Raw genomic sequence first — 22,411 nt, 5'->3', positions numbered from 1 at the left:
TCCCGTGCCGCCGGTTCAGGTCCAGATCGTCATCTTCGCCGTCATCGCGGCCTTCGTCCTCTTCCAGCTCTATAATGTGCTGGGCAAGAAGGTCGGTCGTCAGCCGGAACAGGACGCGCGCGCCCAACCGCCGGCCTCGCCCCCCAATGCCGACCAGCCGCAGGGCCGCAATGTCCTGGACGCCGTCACCCTGGCGTCCATCGCCGGCCTGAAGGCGCGCGATCCGGCCTTTGATCCGGTCCGCTTCCTCGAAGGCGCCCGTCAGGCGCACGAGACCATCGTCCGCGCCTATGCCGCCGGCGACCGCGACACGCTCAAGCCCCTGCTGACCGCCAAGGTCATGGAATCGTTCGAAGCCGGCATCGCGGCCCGCGAAGCGCGCGGCGAAACCACCACCGTCGAGTTCGTCCACCCGGCCCGCGCCGATCTGGAACTGGCCACGGCCGAGGAAAATCGCGCCATCGCCCGGGTCCGCTTCCTGGCCGAGGTCCGCGACACCATCCGGTCCGCCGATCCGTCGGCCGAGCCGCAGATCGAGGAGCGCCGCACCGCCGAGATCTGGACCTTCGAGCGCACCCTGGGCGCCAGCGATCCGAACTGGTTGCTGGCCCGCAACGAGGCGGCCGCGGCCTGATCATGCTCCCGCCCCGTATCGTCAAGGTTCGGGGCGCGGCGGCGGCCCTGCTGTTCTCGCTTCTGGCCGCCTGCGCCGGCGGTCCTCCGGTCACGCCCACGCCGGCGCCGATCCCGGCTCCGCCCTCGCCCTCCCCCGGGGAGCCGCGTCCGACCCAGCCGCGCCCCGAACCCGCGCGCGGGCCCGGCCCGGCCAGCCTGCCCGGCTGGGACGCCGAAGATCACCTCGCGGCCTTCAACGCCTTCGCCGACGGTTGCCGGGTGTCGCGCGACGCCGCCACCCGCACCCAGTGCGACCGGGCCCTGCATATCCGCAGGACCTCGCGGCCGGTGACGCCCTCCATGGCCCGCGCCTTCTTCGAAGCCGGCTTCACCGTGGTCGCGGCGCAGACGGCGGACGGCGGACCCGGCCTGCTGACCTCCTATTTCGCGCCGGAGTACTCCGCGCGCCGGACGCCGGGCGCCGAGTTCGACGCGCCCGTCCTCGCGCCGCCCCCGGGATGGCGCCGGGGCCAGACCCTTCCGTCGCGCGCCGAGATCGAGGCGGCGCCCGACCCGGCCGCCCTGGCCTGGATGCGGGCTGAGGACCTGTTCTTCATGCAGATCCAGGGCTCGGGCTATCTGACCTTCGAGGACGGTTCAAAGGCCCGCGCCGCCTATGCCGCCGACAACGGCCAGACCTTCGTCGGCATCGCCCGCCCGATGACGCAGCAGGGGCTGCTGCCGCAGAACGGCGCCTCCGGTGACGCCATACGGGGCTGGCTGGCCGCCCATCGCGGGGCCGAAGCGCGGGCGGTCATGGCGCTGAACCCCCGTTACATCTTCTTCAAACTGGATCCGGACGACGGCGGCGATCCCGCCGGCGCGGCGGGCATCCCCCTGCCCGCCCGCCGCGCCATCGCGGTCGATCCGGCCCACTGGCGTTATGGCGATCTGGTCTGGATCAGCGCCGACGGCGGCAATCTTCCCGGCGCGCGGGGCGGGTATCAGGGCCTGGTTGTGGCCCTCGACACCGGCTCCGCCATCCGCGGCCCGGTCCGCGCCGACCTCTATATGGGCCGGGGCGAGGCGGCGGGCGCCGAAGCGGGCGCGGTCCGCCATCCGCTCAGGATGTGGCGGCTGGTTCCGAACCGGTAGTCGGCCTCACCGCCGCTTCAGTCCGCCCAGCAGGCCCCGCAGCAGCTCGCGCGTGATCGTGCTCCCCGCCGTGCGCAGCACCGACTTGGTCGCCGCCTCGATGGGCGTCTCCCGGGTCGAGCGGCGGGCGGGGGCGCGAGCGGGCGCACGGGAGCGGGCAGCCTCCCGCTCATACTGCGCCTGCATCCGCGCCTGTTCCTTCTCACGGGCGGCGGCGGCCTTTTCCGCGTCCTTCGCGGCGGCGGCGTCCGCCTTCGCCCGGGCGTCGGCCAGCTTCGTCTCCGCCAGCGCTTCATCGGCCTCGCCCCGCCGGGCGGCGAGGATCTCCTCGGCGGATTCGCGGTCCACCACCGTCTCGTACAGGCCGCGCACCGGGCTGGCGGCAATGATCTGGGCCCGCTCGGCGTCGGTGGCGGGACCCAGTCGACTGTTCGGCGGCCGGATGGCGGTGCGGCCGACGATGTTCGGCGCGCCCTTCTCGTCCAGGGTCGAGACCAGCGCCTCGCCCACGCCCAGACCCTGAATGGCCTCGGCGGTGTCGAAGGCCGGATTGGGCCGGAAGCTTTCCGACGCCGCCTTCAGCCCTTTCTGTTCGGATGGGGTGTAGGCGCGCAGGGCGTGCTGGATGCGGTTGCCCAGCTGGGCCAGCACGCTGTCGGGAATGTCGGCCGGGTTCTGGGTGACGAAATAGACGCCGACCCCCTTGGACCGGATCAGGCGCACCACCTGCTCCACCTTCTCGCGCAGGGCGGTCGGGGTGTCGTTGAACAGCAGGTGGGCCTCGTCGAAGAAGAAGACCAGCCGGGGTTTCTCGGGATCTCCGACTTCCGGCAACTGCTCGAACAGCTCGGACAGCAGCCACAGCAGGAAGGCGGCGTACAGGCGCGGGCTGTTCATCAGCCGGGTGGCGTCCAGCACATTGACCTGCCCCCGGCCGTCCAGGCCGTTGCGCATCATGTCTTCCAGACGCAGGGCCGGTTCGCCGAAGAAGGCCTTGCCCCCCTGTTGCTCGAGCTGCAGCAACGAGCGCTGGATGGCGGCGATGCTGGCCGGGGCGACATTGCCGACCTCACGCCCGATCCGCTCGGCGTTCTCGCCCACATGGACCAGCATGGCGCGCAGGTCGTCGAGATCGAGCAGCAACAGGCCCTCGGTGTCGGCCACGTGGAAGACCACCGACAGCACCCCCTCCTGCACATCGTTCAGGTTCAGCATCCGGGCCAGCAGCAGCGGACCGATTTCGCTGACGGTGGTGCGGATCGGGTGCCCCTTCTGGCCATACAGGTCCCAGAACACCGTCGGCGCCGCCCTGGACTCCAGAGCCAGCCCCATGCCCTGGGCGCGGGCCAGCAACTTTTCATTGGGCGATCCGGGCAGGGCGATGCCCGACAGGTCGCCCTTCACGTCGGCGCAGAAGACCGGGACGCCCGCGTCGGAGAAGCCCTGGGCCATGATCTGCAGGGTCACGGTCTTGCCCGTGCCGGTGGCCCCCGCCACGACGCCGTGCCGGTTGGCGCGGCCGTACAGCAGGATTTCGGGCTTGTCGGTGGATTGGCCGAGGAAGACGCCGGTGTCGGACATGGGAACTCCACAGTGGGGGGCGCGCTCATGCTCCACCCGTCAGCGCCCCGGTTCAAGGTTCGATTGACGTTGACCCGCGAGACCTTGACCATATGCCGATGAAAACGCCGATCACCGTCCCGACCTCGACCGTCGCCCGCAACGCCCTGGTGGCCATCGCCGTCGTGGGGGTGGGAGCCGCCGTCTACTGGATGGCCGACATCCTGACGCCGCTGGCGATGGCCATCTTCCTCCTGATCATGATCGACGGGGTGAAGCGCTTCATCGAGGACCGGACCACCCTGCCCGGCCATCTGGCCGGGACGGCCGCCCTGCTGGTGGTGGTGGTGGGCTTCTTCGCCTCGATCGCCTTTATCGTGAACGGCGCCTACGGCTTCTTCAGCGACGCGTCGGGCGTGTCGGCCGGGATCGGGCCGCGCATCGACCAGATCCTGAGCGATGTGTCGCAGCTGGTCGGGGTCACGACGCCCCCGACCACCACCGACCTGATCGCCCAGATCGACGTGCGCGGCTACCTGATGACCATCGCCGGCCAGGCCCAGGGGATCGTCACCGGGGCGATCTTCGTGATGATCTATCTCGGCTTCCTGCTGGCCTCGCAGAACGGCTTCCGGCGCAAACTGGTCGGCCTCTTCCCGGACCGCACCGCCCGGGGCGAGGCGATGGAAGTGTTCCAGCGCGTGCGCGGCGGGGTCGAGGGCTATCTGTGGGTCCAGACCGTGACCGGCGTGATGATCTGTGCGGTCGCCTGGGTGCTGATGCGCGCCGTGGGCCTTCAGAACGCCGAGTTCTGGACCTTCGTCATCTTCATCGTCGGCTTCATCCCGGTGGTGGGCGGAGCGGTCGCCGGCCTGGTGCCGCCGATGTTCGCCCTGGTCCAGTTCCAGAGCTACTGGCCCGCGCTGATCCTGCTCGCCGGGCTGCAGGTCATCCTGTTCGTCAGCGGCAACTTCATCCAGCCGCGCATGCAGGGCGACAACCAGAACATCGACCCGGTCGCGGTGCTGCTGGCGCTCGCTTTCTGGGGCAAGGTCTGGGGCGTGGTGGGCATGTTCCTGTCGACCCCTCTGGCGGTGATGGCCATGGCAATCCTGGCCGAGTTCAAAGGCTCGCGATGGATGGCGATCCTGCTCTCGGGCGACGGTGAGCCCTATGCCGAGGACGACAAGACCACTGTGAAAGCCAAACCCCGGCGGCGCCGCGTCAACCCGCCGCAGCCGGAGGCCGACTGACACGCCTGGTGCGCCCTTGATTGGCCACAACCGGCTCCTATCTCCTCCCTGTCGCCCCGGGCCCTCCCCTCCCCCCAAGCCTGCGGTTGAAGAGATCGGCGCCAACCCTCCCCCTCCTGGGCGCCGATCCGAAGCAGGCCGCCGAACGCAAGTTCGGCGGCCTTGTCGTTTCCGGAGGGGTCTTCAGACCTGAGGCTTTTCGGACACAGCGAGGCGGTGACCGGCTCACGCCGCAGGAACACGATCCCTCATTGGCGGTTGGGCATCGGCGGCGGGGGCCGAACCGTTTCTCAGTCCAAAGGCCACCCGATGAAGTTTCTCCTCCCCGCCACCGCCCTGTCCCTGCTGATGGCCGGCGTCGCCGCGCCCGCCCTCGCCCAGTCCGCTCAGGACTGGACCGGTCCCTACATCGGCGTCTACGGCGGCGTGGTCGAGAACCGCGAGCAGGACGGAGAGACCCTGATCTTCGACCGCAATCTGGACGGCGTGTTCGGTGAGACGGTGACGACCTCGGGGGATACGAACGCCTTCGCCCCCGGCTTCTGCGACGGCTCCGCCCTCACGCCGGAAGCCGCCGGCGGCTGCAATACGGATGATCGCGGCGTCGAAGGCTCGGTCCGCGTCGGCTACGACTGGCAGTTCGGCTCGATCGTCGCCGGCCTGGTCGGCGAGTGGAGCGCGATGAACGTCAGCGACACCGTCACGGGCTTCAGCAGCACCCCGGCCAACTATGTCTTCAAGCGCGAACTGAACGACATGGCCGCCCTGCGCGCCCGCGTCGGCTTCGCCACCGGCCCGGCCCTGCTCTACATCACGGGCGGCGCGGCCTATGGCGGGATCGAGAACAGCTTCCGGACGACCAACGCCGCCAACAGCTTCACCGTCCAGTCCGATGAGGACGATGCGGACGGCTGGCAGGCCGGCGCCGGCCTGGAATGGCGCCTGGCGCCCAACCTGTCGGTCACGGGCGAGTACCTCTACACCAACCTGACCCCGGGCGATTACGTGGTCCGCGCCGGCAACACCGGCACGACCCCGGCCGGCAATCCCTTCATCCTGGCGCCCAACACCGCCGGCACCGACATCGCGCGCAGCAACGACGAAATGGAGCTGCACGCCCTGCGGCTCGGGATGAACGTCCGCTTCTGATCCTTGCCTGACTGATCAGTGATAACCGGCGCCGGCCTCCGAAAAGGGGCCGGCGCTGTCGTTTTTGGGGGTTCCCGCCGTCGCCGGGCTGGCCTACCACCCGGCTCTGGACTGGACCCTTGCCCCAGAGCGCAACCGGCCTAGTCTGCCTTCTGATCCGGCGGCCTTCCGGCCGCGCCATACGAGACCTGTCCATGCCCGGCGCCACCGCCCCCACGCTCCCTCAGGCGATCACCCTGGAGGCGCTGGAGGCGAACTTCGCCGCCGCGACCGGCCATCCGCCCGGCGCGACCGAAAAATCCTATCTGTCCCAAGTCTTGGAAGACTACGCCGCTGACGAGACGCCGGACCTGTCCGGCGCGGATCTGGCGGCCCTGCTGGCTTCCGTCTGGGGGTCGGTGCTCGAGCGCGACCCGGCCGCCCCCGCCCGCATCAGCGTCGGCCCGCACACCGGCTCGCAGGGGCTGAACACCGGCTACGACGTTCTCACCATCATCCAGAACGACAAGCCCTTCCTTGTCGACAGCGTCATGGGCGAACTGGCCGAGGCCGGCGTCACCGTGCGCTCGATGTACCACCCCATCGTCGAGGGGCCGACCGGGCGGGTCTCGATCATTCTGGTCATCCTCGACACCCTGCCGCAGGAGCGCCGCGACGCCCTGGGCGAGGCCATGGCCCAGACCCTGGCGGACGTGCGTGCGGCGGTCACCGACCATGCCGCCATGCATGAGCTGATCGGCCGTTCCATCGCCCACCTCGAAACCACCCCGCCCGGCGTCGATCCGGCGGTGCTGGCCGAAAACCTCGCCTTCCTGCGCTGGCTGGCGTCGGATCACTTCGTCTTCCTCGGCGCCCGCGACTACGATTATCCGCGCGCCAGCGACGGCGGCTATGAGGCCGAGGCGCCCCTGTCCCAGTCGGGCGTCGGTCTCGGCGTTCTGGCCGATCCGGGCCGCACCGTGCTGCGCCGGGCGTCGGAGCCGGCGGTCCTCACCAAACAGATGAAGCGCCAGCTGGACCTGTCCGAGCCGGTGACCGTCGCCAAGGCCAACGTCCGGTCTCGCGTCCATCGCCGGTCCTACATGGACTATGTCGGCGTGAAGCGCTTCGGCGCCGACGGCCGGCCGTCGGGCGAGACCCGCTTCGTCGGCCTGTTCACCGCCGAGGCCTACGACAAGGCCGCGTCTGAAGTGCCGCTGATCCGCCGCAAGGTGGCCAATGCGCTGGCGCGGGCCGGCAAGCTGGACGGCACGCACAGCTACAAGCGGCTGAAGAACATCCTCGACAACTATCCGCGCGACGAACTCTTCCAGATCACCGAGGACGAGCTGCTCGAGATCGCGCTGGGCATCCTGCACCTGCACGACCGCCCGCGGATCAAGACCTTCACCCGCAAGGATCCGTTCGACCGCTTCGTCTCGATCCTCGCCTTCATCCCGCGCGAGCGGTTCGACGCCTCGGTCCGTGAACGGATCGGCGCCATTCTGGCCCGCGCCTGGGGCGGCCGCATCTCGGCCTGGTATCCGCAGCTGTCGGACCAGCCCCTGGTGCGCATCCACTACATCATCGGCGTGAACCCGGGCGATCATCCGTGCCCGGATCAGGCCGCGCTGGACGCCGAGGTCGCCGAGGCGGGCCGAAGCTGGGTCGATCGTTTCGAAAGCGCCCTGCGCGCCGCCGACGTCGAGGAAGTCTCGGTCGGGCCGGTCAGCGCCCGCTGGGCCGACGCCTTCGGGGCGGGTTACCGCGATCGCTATGACGCCGCCGAGGCCGTGGCCGACTATCGGGCCATCGATACCCTGAACGCGACGGGCGAGGTTGGATCGGGCGAGCCGGTGGCGGTGCGCGCCTTCCGCTCGGACGGGGACGGCACGCTGAACTTCCGCTTCAAACTGTACCGCCGGGGCTCGGCCGTCCCCCTTTCGGACGTGCTGCCGATCCTCGCCGACATGGGTCTGAAGACGCTGGAGGAATGGGGCTACGCCCTCAAGCCGTCCGGGGACCCGGAAATCCACGTCCACGAGTTCCTCATGGAGGACCCCCGCGGCGGCGACCTCAGCTTCGACACCGTCCGCGACCCGTTCGAATCCGCCTTCGCCGCCGTCTGGAACGGCCGTACCGAGAGCGATGGCTTCAACCGTCTGGTGGTGGAGCTGGGGGTCGGCTGGCGCGACGCCGCCCTGATCCGCACCCTCGCCCGCTATCGTCAACAGACCGGCCTCGATCCGTCGCAGGCCGTGCAGGAAGAGGCGCTGCGCGACTATCCCGCCGTGGCCCGCGCCATCCTGGCCCTGTTCGACGCCAAATTCAGCCCGGCCGCCGGGGGCGACGCCGCGTCGCGCGAAGCGACGGTCAGCGACCTGGCGACCCACATCAACGACCTGCTGCAGGACGTGAAGAGCCTCGACCACGACAAGGCGCTGCGCCGACTGTCGCTGCTGGTCCAGGCGATCAAGCGGACCAACTATTACCAGCCGGGCCCGGACGGTCAGCCCAAACCCTACATCTCGATCAAGATCGCCTCGCGCGAACTCGACGACCTGCCGAAACCCAAGCCGTTCCGCGAAATCTTCGTCTGGGCGCCGTGGGTCGAGGGCGTGCACCTGCGCTTCGGCCCCGTGGCGCGCGGCGGCCTGCGCTGGTCGGACCGTCGTGACGACTTCCGCACCGAGGTTCTCGGTCTCGTGAAGGCCCAGCAGGTCAAGAACGCCGTCATCGTGCCGGTCGGCTCCAAGGGCGGCTTCTTCCCGAAACATCTGCAGGCCATCGTCCGCGCCGGGGGCGACCGCGACGCCCAGCAGGCCGAGGCCATCCGCGCCTACAAGACCTTCCTGTCCGGCCTGCTGGACGTGACCGACAACATCGCCCGTGACGGCGCGGTCGTCCCGCCCGCCGCCGTGGTGCGCTGGGAAGGCGACGATCCCTATCTGGTCGTGGCCGCCGACAAGGGCACGGCGACCTTCTCGGACATCGCCAACGGCGTTTCGGCGTCCTACGGCTTCTGGCTGGACGACGCCTTCGCGTCCGGCGGCTCGGTCGGCTACGACCACAAGGTCATGGGCATCACGGCCCGAGGCGCGTGGGAGGCGGTCAAGCGGCACTTCCGTGAAGAGGGCAAGGACATCCAGTCCGAGCCCTTCACCGTCGTCGGCGTAGGCGACATGTCGGGCGACGTCTTCGGCAACGGCATGCTGCTGTCGAAAGCCATCCGGCTGGTCGCCGCCTTCGACCACCGCGACATCTTCATCGACCCGACCCCCGACCCCGCAAGCTCGTGGGTCGAGCGCGACCGGATGTTCAAACTGCCGCGCTCGTCCTGGCAGGACTACGACACGTCAAAGATTTCGGCGGGCGGCGGCGTCTTCTCGCGCTCGGCCAAGTCGATCCAGCTGAGCCCCGAGATCAAGGCCGCCCTCGATATCCAGGAAGACGTCCTGGATCCGGCCGCCCTGATGAAGGCCATCCTCAAGGCGCCCGCCGAACTGCTCTATTTCGGCGGCATCGGCACCTATGTGAAGGCGCCGAACGAGAGCGACGCCCAGGTCGGCGACAAGGCCAATGACGCCATCCGCGTGGACGGCGCCGAGGTCCGCGCCAAGGTCATCGGCGAGGGCGCCAACCTGGGTCTGACCCAGGCGGGCCGCATCGCCTTCGCGCGCAACGGCGGTCGGATCAACACCGACGCCATCGACAACTCGGCCGGCGTCGACAGCTCCGACCATGAGGTCAACATCAAGATCCTGACCGGCGCCGCCATCGCCTCCGGCGCGCTGAAACAGGACGACCGCAACGCCCTTCTGGCCTCGATGACCGAGGAAGTCGGTCTCAAGGTGCTGGTCCACAACTACGACCAGACCCTGGCCCTGACCCTGCAACAGGCCGAGGGCGCGGCGGCGCTGGATTCCCAGCAGCGGTTCATGCAGTGGCTGGGCGCGAAGGGGAAACTGGATCGCAAGGTCGAGGGCTTGCCCGACGACCAGCGCCTGTCCGAAATGAAGGTGGCCGGCCTGCCGCTCAGCCGTCCGGAACTGGCCGTCCTGACCGCCTATTCCAAACTGGAGCTGTTCGACGAGATCGTCGCTTCGGGCGCGCCCGATGACGCCTTCTTCAAACAGACCCTGGTCCGCTACTTCCCCGGCCCGCTGGCGAAGTTCGAGGCCGACATGCAGCGGCACCGGCTGAAGCGCGAGATCATCGCCACCATCCTGTCGAACGAGATCGTCAACATGTGCGGTCCGACCTTCCCGGAACGCCTGCGCCTGTCGGCCCAGTGCGACACGGGGGCCATGGTCATCGCCTTTGAGGCGGCCCGCCAGATCTTCCGCCTCGATGAGGCGTGGGACGCGGTGTCGGCGCTGGACGGCAAGATTCCGGCCGAGGCCCAGACCGCGCTCTACAGCGAAATCTCGACGGTGCTGCGCCGCCAGACCTTCTGGCTGGCCAAGCGCGCCGCGCGTCAGGACACCACGGTCGACAGCCTGATCGCCGCCTACCGCCCCGCCGCCGACGCCCTGCGCGCCGCCGGGGGCGCGGTCCTCAGCCGCTTCGAGGAAGGCCGTCTGGAGGCCCGGGTGCAGAGCTTCATCGGCCTCGGCGCCTCGGAAGAGATGGCCCGCGGCTTCGCCATGCTGCGCCCGCTGGTCGCCACCGCCGACATCGGCGATCTGGCGCGTGAGGCCGGCTGGCCGGAGCCGGCCATGGCCATGCTCTACCACCAGGTCGGCGCGGCCTTCGACTTCGACCGCCTGCGGGCGGCGGCGGGCAATGTGCCGTCGGCGGATCATTTCGACCGTCTGGCCGTGCGCCGTCTGATCGAGGATCTGATGGCCGAGCAGATGATCCTGACCCGCGCGGTGGTGAAGGCCTCCAGCGTCGCCGTCGGGGCCAGCGAAGCGGCGGCCGAAAAGGCCGTCGACGACTGGATCGGCGCGCGCCAGGCCAATGTCGAAGGCGTTCGCGCCTCGGTGGACGAGATCGAGGCCTCCGGCTCCGGCTGGACCTTCGCCAAGCTCACCATCGCCAACTCGGCCATTCGCGAGATCGCTTCGTCAGCCGGCGGGTGACTGCGTCTTGCGTCAACGCCCGCTGCGCGGCGCCTCGCCGCCCGAGCGCGAACAGTCCGTCTGCAACGGGCTGTTTCGCGGTCGGGCGCCGGATCTGCTAGCGTACCCGGGCTGAGGGAGGGCGAACCATGCCCAGGAAGTTTCTGGTCGTCGTCGACGACAGTCCCGAGTTCGAGGCCGCGCTGCGCTATGCGTCGCGTCGGGCGCGATCGACCGGCGGCCATGTGGTCATGCTGCGCGTGATCCCGCCCGCCGCGTCCGACGCCCACTGGGCCGGGGTGCGTGACGAGATCGAGCGCCAGACCCGCGCCGAGGCCGAGGCCTCGCTCAACAAATGGGCCGGCGAGGCCGGGGAGCGCTCGGGCAGCACGCCCATACTGCTCATCGAACGCGGCGAACCGCAGGAATGCATCCGCAAGGTCGTCGGCGAGGACGCGGACATCAAGATTCTGGTGCTGGCGTCAGGGGAGGGGGGGCGCGGCCCCGGCCCGCTGGTCGCCGCCATGGTCAAACAGGGCGCCGCCTTCACCGGGCGCAAACTCCCCGTCACCATCGTCCCCGGCGAACTGACCGAGAACGAGATCGAGGACCTGGCCTGATCACGGGTTCACGCCCGCCCGGCCCTTGAACACCTGCCGTCCCGGGCGCACTTACCCCTCATGTTCATCCAGACCGAACCCACGCCGAACCCCAATGTCCTGAAGTTCCTTCCGGGACGGGACGTGTCGGAAGATCCCCGCGATTTCGTCAACGCGGAGGAGGCCGCCGCCTCGCCGCTGGCCGAAGCCCTGTTCCAGCTGGACGGCGTGACCGCGGTCTTCTTCGGCTACGACTATGTTTCCGTCACCCGTGAGGCCCAGGGGCTGGAGTGGACCCAGATGAAGGCGCCGATCCTGGCCGCCATCATGGATCACTTCGTATCCGGTGCGCCCCTGATGCGCGGCGGCGACTTCAACAGCGCCGATCCCGAGGGCGAGGACACCGAGATCATCGCCGAGATCAAACAGCTTCTGGACAGCCGCATTCGTCCGGCCGTCGCCCAGGACGGCGGCGACATCCTGTTCGACGCCTTTGACGAAGAGACCGGCGTCCTTTCCCTGCGCATGCGCGGCGCCTGCGCCGGCTGCCCGTCGTCCTCCGCCACGCTCAAATCAGGCGTCGAGCAGATGATGAAGCACTACGTCCCCGAAGTGACCCGCGTCGAACAGGTGATCTAGGGCGGTCCGGGCGGGGCTGACGCCGGACAGGTGATGGGTGATGGGTGGCTCGATGCCATCGTAACCGAATCCGCACCGGCGTCGCCGCTGCAACCACCAATCACCCATCACCCATCACGTCTCAGCCGCGCGCTCCGCAGGAGCCCGCCGCAGTGAAACGGATTTGTCCTCGTCAGCGGCGTTCCGGTCCGGCATTGTGCCGCCATGCCCCGGTTTGAAAGCGACAGCGACGTCCTGCGTCTCGGCGCGGCGCTCGCCGCCCTTCGCCGCGCGCGCGGTCTCAGTCAGGCCGAGGCGGGCGCCCGGGTCGGCATGACCAGTCAGGGCTGGGGTCTGTACGAGGCGGGCAAGCGGCCCGGCCTGTTTCGTCCCGACGTCCAGCGACGCCTCACCGGCGCCGTCGACGCCACCCCCGAGAGCCTGATCCTGCATCTGTCCGCGGCCCCCGAGACGAGGTCGGCGCCGGCGGCCCCGTCCGCCTCGGGCGTGGAGAGCCGCGGGCGCGAGTTCGAACCGGCCGCTCCCGCCGCCACCCGCCGCCTGCAGTTGTCTGACGATGACCTCGCGCCCTGGGCCGCGTCCGGCGTGACGCTGGAGTATGCACCCGGCCGCTGGCCGCGCCGGGACCAGGGCTGCGTCATCGACATGGCCGACGGTGAGCGCCGCGTCCGGCTGTATGAGCGGTCCGAAGGCGAGGTTCTGGTGGTGCGGGGCGGACCGGGCGGGCTATCGGTCGAGGAGCGGATCGCCCGTGACCAGACCCGCGCGGTCTCGGCCGTGATCGCGCGGCTGGATCTCTGATGAAACTCTTCTGTTGCAACTTGGGCGTGTCCATGAAACTGTTCCGTATCGAACAGGAGAGCCGCCATGGCCCGCACCGCCGCTCCGGATCACATCGACGCCTATGTCGGCGCCCGCATCGGGCTCAGGCGATCAGCGCTGGGCCTGTCCCAGGCGGCGTTGGCCCAGCGCATCGGGGTCAGCTTCCAGCAGGTGCAGAAATACGAGACCGGCCAGAACCGCATTTCGGCGTCGCGCCTGCACCGCGCGGCGGTGGTTCTGGGCGCGTCGGTGGACGCCTTCTTCCCTCCGGCGGAGGGTCCCGCGGACGGCGAGGCCGACAGCCTGCGCGCCCTCGGCTCCACGGCGGACGGACGGGCGGTGGCCATGGCCTTCCCGCGCATCACGGACCGCGGCCTGCGACAGGCGGTGGCGCGGATCGTGACCGCGCTGGCGCCCGCACCCTGAGCGGAGCGACGGCATGAGGGTGCTGGTGATCGACACAGCCCTGGGCCTGTGCACGGCCGGTGTGTTCGAGGTGGTCGGCGACGCCGCTCAAGCGCTCGGCCTGCGTTCGGAAATCATGACCAAGGGCCATTCGGAGCGTTTGGGCGGGCTGGCCCGTGACGCGGTGGCCGAGGCGGGCGGCTTTGACGCCATCGATCGGATCGGCGTCACCGTCGGGCCCGGCTCTTTCACCGGCCTGCGCGTCGGCCTGGCCTTCGCCCAGGGCCTGGGCGCGGCCCTGCATCGGCCGGTGGTGGGCGTCTCGACGCTGGACGCCCTGGCGGCCTCGGTTGAGAACCCGACGCGCGCCGCCCTGATCGACGCCCGGCGGGGTCAGGTCTACGCTCGCTTCTGGCGTGACGGCGCCCCGGACGGTCCCCCGGAAGCCCTTTCCCTGGAACAGGCCGGTGAACGCGCGGCAGCCCTGGGCGCCGGGGCTGTCCTGGTGGGTTCGGGCGCGCCCCTGATGGTCGAGGCCGCGCCCCTTGCGGTGGTCGACGACCGACCCGGTCCCTCGCCGGAGGCCATCGCCTGCCTCACCGCCGCTGTCGATCCCGGGGCCGCGCCGCCGTCGCCGCTCTATCTCCGCGCGCCTGACGCGACGCCGCCGACCCGCTTGCCGGGGCAGCCGCGCGCGCAGAAGCCCTCGTGACGGCCCCGGCCGAACGGCTGGCGGCGCTTCACGCCACGGCCTTTGACGCGCCGTGGGACGCCGCCGCCTTCTCGGGTCTGCTCGAACAGGACGGGGTCTTCCCGGTCGAAACCGCCGACGGCTTCATCCTGATGCGGGCGGTCGCGGACGAGGCGGAAATCCTGACGCTGGCCGTCCGGCCGGACGCGCGGCGGGCAGGGCAGGGGACACGACTGGTCGCCGAGGGCGTCGCCGCGGCCAGCGCGCGCGGGGCCGATCGGGTGTTTCTGGAGGTCGCCGACGACAACGCCCCCGCTCGCGCCCTCTATGCCCGCGCGGGCTTCACCGAGGCGGGTCGCCGCCCCCGATATTATGCGCGTCCGGACGGTTCGCGGATTGATGCTCTGCTTTTGTCTCTCAACTTGACGCTGCGGCTTCCCTAGTCCGTCGACGCCCCCTATTCTCACGCTCCATGGACCGGATCGAAAAACTCTGCGCTGACCGCGGTATGCGCATGACCGAGCAACGCCGCGTGATCGCGCGCGTGCTGTCCGCCGCAGCGGATCACCCCGATGTCGAGGAACTGTACCGTCGCGCCTCGGCCATCGATCCGCACATCTCGATCGCCACCGTCTACCGCACCGTCCGCCTGTTCGAGGAAGCCGGCGTGGTCGAGAAGCATGACTTCGGCGATGGCCGCAGCCGCTATGAAGAGGCGGGCGACGACCACCACGATCACCTCATCGACACCCGCTCGGGCGAGGTCATCGAGTTCTTCGACGCCGAGATCGAGCGCCTGAAGACCGAGATCGCGGAACGCCTCGGTTTCACGCTGATCGGCCACAAGCTGGAGCTTTACGGCACGCCGATCGAGGGCGCAGAGCCGTCGAACCGCGAGGGCCTGATCTTCACGCGCAACGCCGCTCGCGTGAATCCCGCCGATATCGACTAGGGCGGGATGGCGCGAAGCCGCGTCGGGCTTTAAAATCCGCTGATGACCGATACCCTCGTCCCGCCGTCGGGGAAGCAGGCCGCGCCCAAGCGCCTGTTTATCAAGACCTACGGCTGCCAGATGAATGTCTATGACTCGGAGCGCATGGCGGATGTGCTGCGTCCGCTCGGCTATGCCCAGACGGACAGCGCCGAGACCGCCGACTTCGTCATTCTGAACACCTGCCACATCCGCGAGAAGGCGGCCGAGAAGGTCTATTCCGAGCTCGGCAAGATGCGTGAGCTGAAGGATGCGAAAGGCGGCGCCATGACCATCGCGGTCGCCGGCTGCGTCGCCCAGGCCGAGGGCGAGGAGATCATGAAGCGCCAGCCGGCGGTTGATCTGGTCGTCGGCCCCCAGGCCTATCACCAGCTGCCGGAACTGTTGACCCGCACCGCCCGGGCGCGGGGCGAGCGGATCGGCGCCGACTTCGCCCCGGATGAGAAGTTCGACGCCCTGCCGGCCGAGCGCGGCGTCGACGGCTTCACCGCCTTCCTGACCGTGCAGGAGGGCTGCGACAAATTCTGCACCTTCTGCGTGGTCCCCTACACCCGTGGCGCGGAGTGGTCGCGACCGGTGGCGGCGGTGCTGGCCGAGGCCCGCGAACTGGCGTCCAGGGGTGTGCGCGAGGTCACCCTGCTGGGGCAGAACGTCAACGCCTATGACGGCGAAGGCCTGGACGGAAAGCCGTCCAGCCTGGCCCGGCTGGCTTACGCCCTGGCCGAAATCCCCGGGCTGGATCGCATCCGCTATACGACCAGCCATCCCAACGACATGTCGGACGACCTGATCGAGGCGCACCGCGACCTCGACGTTCTGATGCCGTGGCTACACCTGCCGGTGCAGTCCGGTTCGGACCGCATTCTGCGCCTGATGAACCGCAAACACGGGCGTCAGAAATATTTCGACCTGATCGACCGCATCCGCGCGGCGCGCCCCGACATGGCCCTGTCGGGCGACTTCATCGTCGGCTTCCCCGGCGAGACCGACGCGGATTTCGAGCAGACGATGGATCTGGTTCGTCGCGTGACCTACGCCTCGGCCTTCTCCTTCATGTATTCGCCGCGCCCCGGCACGCCCGCCTCGACCATGGGCGCCCAGGTCCCCGCGGCGGTGTCGCGCGACCGCCTTCAGGCCTTGCAGTCCCTGCTGTTCGAACAGCAGACCGCCTTCAACGCGTCCCGCGCGGGCATGACCATCCCGGTCCTCTTCGAACGTCCCGGCAAGTTCGACGGCCACGTCACCGGTCGCTCCCCCTGGCTTCAGCCTGTCTATGTCGACGGCGTCGCGGATCAACTGATCGGCCAGATCGTTCCGGTGACGATCGAAACCGGCGGCCTGAAATCCCTGAGCGGCCGCCTTGCCCAAGCCCCTGTCGCTCAACCAGCGAGGCTCCGCGAGCCGAGCGATAGCGACCCAAAGAAAGCCCTTCATGGCGCGTGAGAGTGAGTTTCTGGCCCTGGGTGACGAAGCCCTGCATGCGGTGGTCGGGCCGAACAGCCGCCACATCGCCCTGATCGAGGACCGCTTCAAGGTGCTGGTCGAGACGCCGGGCGGCGGCGTGTCGATCAACGGCTCGGCCCGTGACCGGGCGCAGGCCAAGCGGGTCATCGAGATCCTGGCCGACCGCGCCGATACGGGCGCCGAGATCACCGAAGCCGATGTGCGGACCGCCCTCGGCGCCGCCATCGCCCAGCCCCGCGCGGGTCAGGGTTCGATCGCGCCCGACGCCGTGGCCCTGCCGGTCGGCCGCCGGGGCGCCATCGCGCCCAAGACGGCGGCGCAGGCCCGCTATCTGGAGCAGCTGTCACGCTGCGAGCTGAGCTTCGGCGTCGGCCCGGCCGGAACGGGCAAGACCTTCCTCGCCGCCGCCTATGGCGCCTCCCTGCTACGGCGCGGGCAGGTCGACCGGCTGGTCATCACCCGGCCGGCGGTCGAGGCGGGCGAAAAGCTCGGCTTCCTGCCCGGGGACCTGAACGAAAAGGTCGACCCTTATCTGGCGCCCATCTGGGAAGCCCTGAATGACATCCTGGGGCCCGACGACGTGCGCCGTCGCCGCGACAAGGGAGAGATCGAGGCCGCCCCGATCGCCTTCATGCGCGGCCGGACCCTGGCCCACGCCTTCATCATCGTCGATGAGGCCCAGAACCTGACCCGGCTGCAGATGAAGATGGTCCTGACCCGTCTGGGGGAGGGGGCCCGGATGGTGGTCACCGGCGACCCGTCGCAGATCGATCTGCTGAACCGCCGGGATTCCGGCCTGTCGCACGCCCTGCGCATCCTCGACGGGGTTCAGGGCGTGGGCGTGCTGAAATTCGAGGCCCAGGACGTGGTGCGCCACGCCATGGTCGAGCGGATCGTGCGCGCCTACGACGCCGATGCGGCCACCCAGCCGGACAGCGACGAGCCGCGTCGGTGATCGAGATCGAGATCGAGGACGGGTCCTGGTCCACCGCCCTTCCGGAGGTCGAGGCGGTGGTCGAGCGCGCGGCCAGGGCGGCCCTGGGCACGATCCAGGGCGACGTCGTCATCCTGCTGACCGACGACGAGGCGGTGCGCGAGATCAACGCCCGTTTCCGCGACCGTGACCGCCCGACCAACGTCCTGTCCTTCCCGGCGGCGGAAAGCGCCTTTCCGCACCTCGGCGACCTGACGCTGGCCCATGGCGTCTGCGCCCGCGAGGCGTTGGAGCAGGGCAAGACCCTGTCCGACCATCTCTCGCACCTGACGGTTCACGGCATCCTGCATCTGCTGGGCCGCGATCACGAGGACGATGCGGAGGCTGAGGAGATGGAGGACGAGGAGCGATCCATCCTTGCCAGTCTGGGCGTCGCCGACCCATACACGGCGGATGAGCATCCTCTCGGCGACGCCTGAAACCGACACTCCGCGCGCGCGGCTGATCCTGCGCTTCGGCCGGATCGGCCTGGCGCTGGCCGCCGGCGCCGCCGCGGCCCTGGCCCATCCGCCCTTCGGCCTCCTGCCCGGCCTGCTCGGCTATGCCCTGCTGATGTTCCTGTCGGAGCGCTCGACGCGGGTGCGCGGCGCCTTCTGGATGGGCTGGCTCGCCGGGTTCGCCTACTTCTTCATCAGCTGCTGGTGGGTGGCCGAAGCCTTTCTGGTCAACCCCGAGCAGGCCTGGATGGCGCCCTTCGCCGCCTCCGCCCTGCCCATCGGACTGGGCCTGTTCTGGGGCACGGCGACCGCCCTGTACCGGCGATTCATGCCGTCGGGCGTGGTGCGGGTGCTGGTCTTCGCCGCCCTGTTCTGCCTGCTGGAATGGCTTCGCGGCCACGTCCTGACCGGCTTCCCCTGGAACCCCGCGGGGGCCAGCTGGAAGGCCGGCTCGGCCGCCTCCCAATTCGCCTCGGTGGCCGGGGTCTATGGCCTCAGCTTCGTCACCGTGGCCGCCGCGGCCGCCTTCGGTCCCCTGCTGAACGCCGGATCGCGCAAGGCCCGCATCACCACGGCGGTGCTCGGCGCCCTGGCCTTGGCGGTGCTGGTGGTCGGCGGCGCGGTTCGCCTGTCGGGCGCCCGTCTCGCGCTGACCCCCACCTTGGTGCGCATCGTTCAGGCGGATGTGGCGCAGGAGTCGAAATGGACGCCCGAGGCCTATCAGGGGATCGTCGACCGCTATGTGAACCTGACCGCCCGCCCGGGTGCGGCCGTTCCGGATCTGGTCATCTGGCCCGAAGGCGCCCTGCCGGCCTCGGCCAATGAGGTGTTCGCGCCGGGGTCCCCCGACGCCGTCGCCATCGCCCGCGCCATCGAGCCGGGGCAGAGCCTGATCCTCGGCCTCGGTCGCGGCCTCCCCGACCCGTCGATTCCCGAGGGCGCGCGCTATTTCAACAGCCTCTTCGTTCTGACCGACGAGGGCGGCGAGGGCCTGCGGATCACCGGGACCTATGACAAATACCGGCTGGTGCCGTTTGGCGAGTTCCTGCCGGCGGGCCGCGTGATGGGCGCCCTGGGCGTCCGCGCCCTGACCCATATGCCGCTGGACTTCAGCCCCGGCCCCAAGCCGGCCCCGATCAACATTCCCGGCGCGCCGCGCGCCCAGCCGCTGATCTGCTACGAAAGCCTCTATCCGGGCTTCACGCCGGGCGCGGCGGGGCGGCCCGGCTGGATCGTCAACATCTCCAACGACGCCTGGTTCGGGCGGACGTCGGGACCGGTGCAGCATCTCAATCTGGCCAGCTACCGGGCCATCGAGACCGGCCTGCCGGTGGTGCGGGCGACCCCCACCGGAACCTCGGCCATGATCGATCCCTGGGGGCGGGTGATCGACGGCCAGCGGCTGAATTCGGGGGAAAGCGGCGTCATCGACGCCCGTTTGCCTGCGCCGACGGATGTGACGGTGTACGGACGGATCGGCGACCTGCTGTTCTGGCTGGCCGTGCTCTGTGGGCTGTCTGCCGCCGTGCCGTGGCGCCGGCTGATTCGTTCGCGGAACAGTGTTTCCTGATCGGGATTTCTCTTTCCGGTCTATTCCCGGGGCGGTCTATTCCCGCGTCGCGAGAAAGGCGGCGCCATAAGGGCAACGAACCCTCTGTAGTCGCCCTGATTTCTGCGTTTTTTGGTGACACAGCTCCGCTGTCAGCGCATTCAGGCAAAGCTGATGTCGACTTTAAGGGCGTTATGACTATGGCGAGAGGCAAGGGCGAGGATGGACCTCATCCCGTGGACCGGCATGTTGGCCGACGGGTCTGCGAGAAGAGGTTGGCCCTCGGCTATAACCAGAGCGATCTCGGTCGTGCCCTGGGTCTGACCTTCCAGCAGATCCAGAAGTACGAAAAGGGCGCCAACCGTATCTCGGCTTCGAAGCTTTGGGACATTGCCCGCTTCTTCAAGGTCGACATCGGATACTTTTTCGAAGGTCTGACCGGCGCCCAGCTGGCGGGCGTGGCCGAGGGCGAAGCCGCCTTCGAGCACGACTTCCCGGCCACGCGCTACACCATCGAGATCGGCCGTCTGGCCCCGCAGCTGTCGACCCGGCAGCAGAAGCTGGCGCTTGAGCTGATCCGCGACATGGCTGACCGCAAGGAGACGGACGAGGACTGAGGTCCTCCCCGCCTTCAACCGTTGCCGCCCTCATTTCCGGATGACCGTCGCTGACCGAACGTCGGCGCGGCGGCCTTCTGCTCGGCCCAGTAGGCGGCGCCGTCGCGCGGTTTGAACATGGTCTTGGCCACGCCGTCGCGCGACACCACCGCGAAGGTGTTGGTCGAGGCCTGATACAGCAGCACGTCGCCGTTGGGCCGCTCCACCCGTTCCGCATCCGCCGGGGGACGGCCTGTAAAGGCCTGCACCTTGCCCAGATAGTCCTCGGCGGATCGCGCATTGAAGTCCGCGCCGTTGCGTTCGAACAGGCGCGTGATCTTGGCGTCCACCGTCTCGCGCCGGTTGGCGGTCAGGACGGGCTTCGGACCTTCGGACGCCGTCTCCGCCGCCTCGACCGGCCCCGCTGCGGCGGAGGTCAGCACCGCCTCCGCCCCGTCCGCCGCCCGATCCCGGGTCGCCACCGCCGAGCCGCCGTCTCCACACGCGGACACCCCCAGGGCGGCGCCGATGGCCAGGATCACTGCTGTTCTACGCACCGCACCCTCCTACGTTGAAACCCACCGAAGGAAAGCTTAACCACAGGTTAATCGTTCTTGCAATGTTCCGGTTCGCGGAAGCGTCACTCGACGTTGGCGGGCGCCGTCGCTAGATCATCCGCATGACCACCGCATCGCTTTCCGGCCGCAAGGTTCTGCTGATCGTCGGCGGCGGCATCGCCGCCTACAAGGCGCTCGAACTCGTGCGCCTGCTGAAGAAGTCCGGCGCCGAGGTGATGAGCCTGCTGACCCCCGCGGGCGCCGAGTTCGTCACCCCCATGTCGCTGGCGGCCCTCACCGGCCACCCGGTGCGCCAGGCCCTGTTCATGCCCGAGGACGAGACGGCCATGGGCCATATCGAATTGTCGCGTTGGGCTGATCTGGTGGTTGTGGCCCCGGCCACGGCGGGCCTGATCGCCAAGGCGGCGAACGGGCTGGCCGATGATCTGGCGTCCACGACCCTGTTGGCGACGGACAAGAAGGTCCTGCTGGCCCCGGCCATGAATGTCCGCATGTGGCTGCATCCGGCGGTGCAGGCCAATGTCGAACGGCTGAAGGCGTTCGACGGCTTCCACGGCGTCGCGGTGGTCGGCCCTGACGAGGGCGAGATGGCGTGCGGCGAGTTCGGACCGGGCCGTATGGCCGAGCCCGCGGCCATACTGTTCGCGATTCAGGGGCTGCTGGCGGGGCCCGACGGTCGCCCTCTCGCGGGCCGCACCGCCGTCGTGACCGCCGGCCCGACCTTCGAGCCGATCGATCCCGTGCGCGGCCTGACCAACCGGTCCAGCGGCAAACAGGGCTACGCCATCGCCACGGCCCTCGCCGAACTGGGCGCGCGGGTGACCCTGGTCTCGGGCCCCGTGGCGCTGGACGCCCCGGTCGGTGTCGAGCGGGTGTGGGTCGAAAGCGCGCGCGACATGCAGGCCGCGGTCGAGGCGCAGCTGCCCGCCGACATCGCCGTGATGAGCGCCGCCGTCGCCGACTGGCGCGTGGACGGCGTCGCCTCCGGCAAGATCAAGAAGGCCCCGGGCGGCCCGCCCTCGCTGGCCCTGATCGAAAACCCCGACATCCTGGCCGGCGTGTCCAAGCCCGGAAGAACGCGTCCGGCGCTGGTCATCGGCTTTGCCGCCGAGACCTCGGATCTGGAAGCCAACGCGCGCGCCAAACTGTCCCGCAAGGGCTGCGACTGGATCGTGGGCAATGACGTCTCCGATGACGTCTTCGGGGCCGACGGCAACGCCGTGACCCTGTTCACCCGGGATGGGTCCGCCGACGTCTGGCCGCGGACGTCCAAGACCGAGGTGGCGCGCAAGCTGGCGCGTCGCATCGCCGATCATTTCAAGGCCTGAGAGGGACCGCGCCCATGACGACCGTTCGCATCGAACGTTTGCCGCACGCCGGGGGCCTGCCGCTTCCGGCCTATGAGACCACCGGCTCGGCCGGCATGGATCTGCGGGCGGCCCTGCCGGAGGGCGAGCCGCTGACCTTGGCCCCGGGCGCGCGGGCTCTGGTGAAGACCGGCCTGAAGATCGCGCTGGAGCCCGGCTATGAGGCGCAGGTGCGCCCCCGTTCGGGTCTGGCGCTGAAGCACGGCATCACCTGCCTGAACTCGCCCGGCACGGTCGACAGCGACTATCGCGGCGAGGTCGGGGTCATCCTGATCAACCACGGTCAGGAACCCTTTATGATCCGACGCGGCGAGCGCATCGCCCAACTGGTCATCGCCAGGCACGAGCAGGCCGAGATGATCGAGGTCGAGGCGCTGGACGAAACGGCGCGCGGCGCCGGCGGCTTCGGCTCGACGGGGCGTTAAGCCTCACGGGAGCGATTCCGCGAGACCGGCGTTAACCCTGCGACGCGGCCAGGCTTGGCCGTATGCAGATGGAGACGACC

At 69.5% G+C, this 22,411-nt stretch carries 21 protein-coding genes; 19 read left to right on the top strand and 2 right to left on the bottom strand.

From position 1 onward, the window contains the following. The first annotated feature begins 4 nt into the window (after positions 1-4). A complete protein-coding gene (gene timA / locus ACW174_RS05785) occupies positions 5-634 on the top strand; it encodes a TIM44-related membrane protein TimA (protein ID WP_492016757.1) in 630 nt (209 codons plus the stop codon). Between the two features lie 2 nt (positions 635-636). Continuing rightward, complete coding sequence (locus ACW174_RS05780; RefSeq protein WP_492016756.1) at positions 637-1,770, top strand: MltA domain-containing protein; 1,134 nt, start codon at positions 637-639, stop codon at positions 1,768-1,770. A 6-nt stretch (positions 1,771-1,776) separates the two neighbouring features. Here the strand turns inward: ACW174_RS05780 and ACW174_RS05775 are convergent, their stop codons facing one another. Then, entirely contained in the window at positions 1,777-3,351 is a 1,575-nt protein-coding gene (locus ACW174_RS05775; RefSeq protein WP_492016755.1) for a helicase HerA-like domain-containing protein, read from the bottom strand. Between the two features lie 98 nt (positions 3,352-3,449). Here ACW174_RS05775 and ACW174_RS05770 point away from each other — a divergent pair, with 98 nt between their 5' ends. The 15 genes from ACW174_RS05770 (at position 3,450) to ACW174_RS05700 (ending at position 19,982) form a co-directional block, all read left to right on the top strand. Further along, on the top strand, positions 3,450-4,583 hold the full coding sequence (locus ACW174_RS05770; protein WP_492016754.1) for an AI-2E family transporter: 1,134 nt from the start codon (positions 3,450-3,452) through the stop codon (positions 4,581-4,583). 309 nt (positions 4,584-4,892) lie between these two features. Further along, positions 4,893-5,732, top strand: a complete 840-nt coding sequence (locus ACW174_RS05765; RefSeq protein ID WP_492016753.1) for an outer membrane protein — start codon at positions 4,893-4,895, stop codon at positions 5,730-5,732. 194 nt (positions 5,733-5,926) lie between these two features. Continuing rightward, a complete protein-coding gene (locus ACW174_RS05760) occupies positions 5,927-10,795 on the top strand; it encodes an NAD-glutamate dehydrogenase (RefSeq protein WP_492016752.1) in 4,869 nt (1,622 codons plus the stop codon). A 128-nt stretch (positions 10,796-10,923) separates the two neighbouring features. Continuing rightward, on the top strand, positions 10,924-11,394 hold the full coding sequence (locus tag ACW174_RS05755) for a universal stress protein (protein ID WP_492016751.1): 471 nt from the start codon (positions 10,924-10,926) through the stop codon (positions 11,392-11,394). Positions 11,395-11,454: 60 nt separating this feature from the next. After that, positions 11,455-12,012 carry a NifU family protein gene (locus ACW174_RS05750; protein ID WP_492016750.1) on the top strand — a complete coding sequence of 186 codons (558 nt, stop codon included), beginning with the start codon at positions 11,455-11,457 and terminating at the stop codon, positions 12,010-12,012. Positions 12,013-12,216: 204 nt separating this feature from the next. Continuing rightward, positions 12,217-12,813 carry a helix-turn-helix domain-containing protein gene (locus ACW174_RS05745; RefSeq protein ID WP_492016749.1) on the top strand — a complete coding sequence of 199 codons (597 nt, stop codon included), beginning with the start codon at positions 12,217-12,219 and terminating at the stop codon, positions 12,811-12,813. Positions 12,814-12,879: 66 nt separating this feature from the next. Next, positions 12,880-13,260 carry a helix-turn-helix domain-containing protein gene (locus ACW174_RS05740; protein ID WP_492016748.1) on the top strand — a complete coding sequence of 127 codons (381 nt, stop codon included), beginning with the start codon at positions 12,880-12,882 and terminating at the stop codon, positions 13,258-13,260. Positions 13,261-13,273: 13 nt separating this feature from the next. Further along, positions 13,274-13,951, top strand: a complete 678-nt coding sequence (tsaB, locus tag ACW174_RS05735; RefSeq protein WP_492016747.1) for a tRNA (adenosine(37)-N6)-threonylcarbamoyltransferase complex dimerization subunit type 1 TsaB — start codon at positions 13,274-13,276, stop codon at positions 13,949-13,951. Further along, positions 13,948-14,373, top strand: a complete 426-nt coding sequence (locus ACW174_RS05730) for a GNAT family N-acetyltransferase (RefSeq protein WP_492016746.1) — start codon at positions 13,948-13,950, stop codon at positions 14,371-14,373. Before tsaB ends, ACW174_RS05730 begins: the two co-directional genes overlap by 4 nt. A gap of 29 nt (positions 14,374-14,402) precedes the next feature. Next, positions 14,403-14,882, top strand: coding sequence for a Fur family transcriptional regulator (locus tag ACW174_RS05725; RefSeq protein WP_492016745.1), 480 nt, complete (start codon positions 14,403-14,405; stop codon positions 14,880-14,882). Positions 14,883-14,924: 42 nt separating this feature from the next. Continuing rightward, positions 14,925-16,364, top strand: coding sequence for a tRNA (N6-isopentenyl adenosine(37)-C2)-methylthiotransferase MiaB (miaB, locus tag ACW174_RS05720; RefSeq protein ID WP_492016744.1), 1,440 nt, complete (start codon positions 14,925-14,927; stop codon positions 16,362-16,364). After that, positions 16,354-17,340 (top strand): PhoH family protein, encoded by a 987-nt coding sequence (locus ACW174_RS05715; protein WP_492016743.1) that lies wholly within the window; start codon positions 16,354-16,356, stop codon positions 17,338-17,340. The genes miaB and ACW174_RS05715 overlap by 11 nt, the downstream gene beginning before the upstream one ends. Then, a complete protein-coding gene (gene ybeY / locus ACW174_RS05710) occupies positions 17,337-17,798 on the top strand; it encodes an rRNA maturation RNase YbeY (RefSeq protein ID WP_492016742.1) in 462 nt (153 codons plus the stop codon). Before ACW174_RS05715 ends, ybeY begins: the two co-directional genes overlap by 4 nt. Beyond that, entirely contained in the window at positions 17,773-19,386 is a 1,614-nt protein-coding gene (gene lnt, locus ACW174_RS05705) for an apolipoprotein N-acyltransferase (protein ID WP_492016741.1), read from the top strand. Before ybeY ends, lnt begins: the two co-directional genes overlap by 26 nt. 179 nt (positions 19,387-19,565) lie before the next feature. Further along, entirely contained in the window at positions 19,566-19,982 is a 417-nt protein-coding gene (locus ACW174_RS05700; protein ID WP_492017241.1) for a helix-turn-helix domain-containing protein, read from the top strand. A gap of 14 nt (positions 19,983-19,996) precedes the next feature. On the opposite strand, the gene ACW174_RS05695 is transcribed toward ACW174_RS05700, so the two are convergent. After that, a complete protein-coding gene (locus tag ACW174_RS05695; protein WP_492016740.1) occupies positions 19,997-20,518 on the bottom strand; it encodes an S-type pyocin family protein in 522 nt (173 codons plus the stop codon). 122 nt (positions 20,519-20,640) lie between these two features. On the opposite strand from ACW174_RS05695, the gene coaBC reads away from it, so the two are divergent. Further along, positions 20,641-21,867 carry a bifunctional phosphopantothenoylcysteine decarboxylase/phosphopantothenate--cysteine ligase CoaBC gene (coaBC, locus tag ACW174_RS05690; RefSeq protein WP_492016739.1) on the top strand — a complete coding sequence of 409 codons (1,227 nt, stop codon included), beginning with the start codon at positions 20,641-20,643 and terminating at the stop codon, positions 21,865-21,867. 14 nt (positions 21,868-21,881) lie between these two features. Beyond that, positions 21,882-22,331, top strand: coding sequence for a dUTP diphosphatase (dut, locus tag ACW174_RS05685; RefSeq protein WP_492016738.1), 450 nt, complete (start codon positions 21,882-21,884; stop codon positions 22,329-22,331). The last annotated feature ends 80 nt before the right edge of the window (positions 22,332-22,411 follow it).

Source organism: Brevundimonas sp. AVps31, assembly GCF_058681355.1.
Note: the sequence above shows the minus strand (reverse complement) of the source record. Positions and strands in the feature narration are given on the sequence as shown.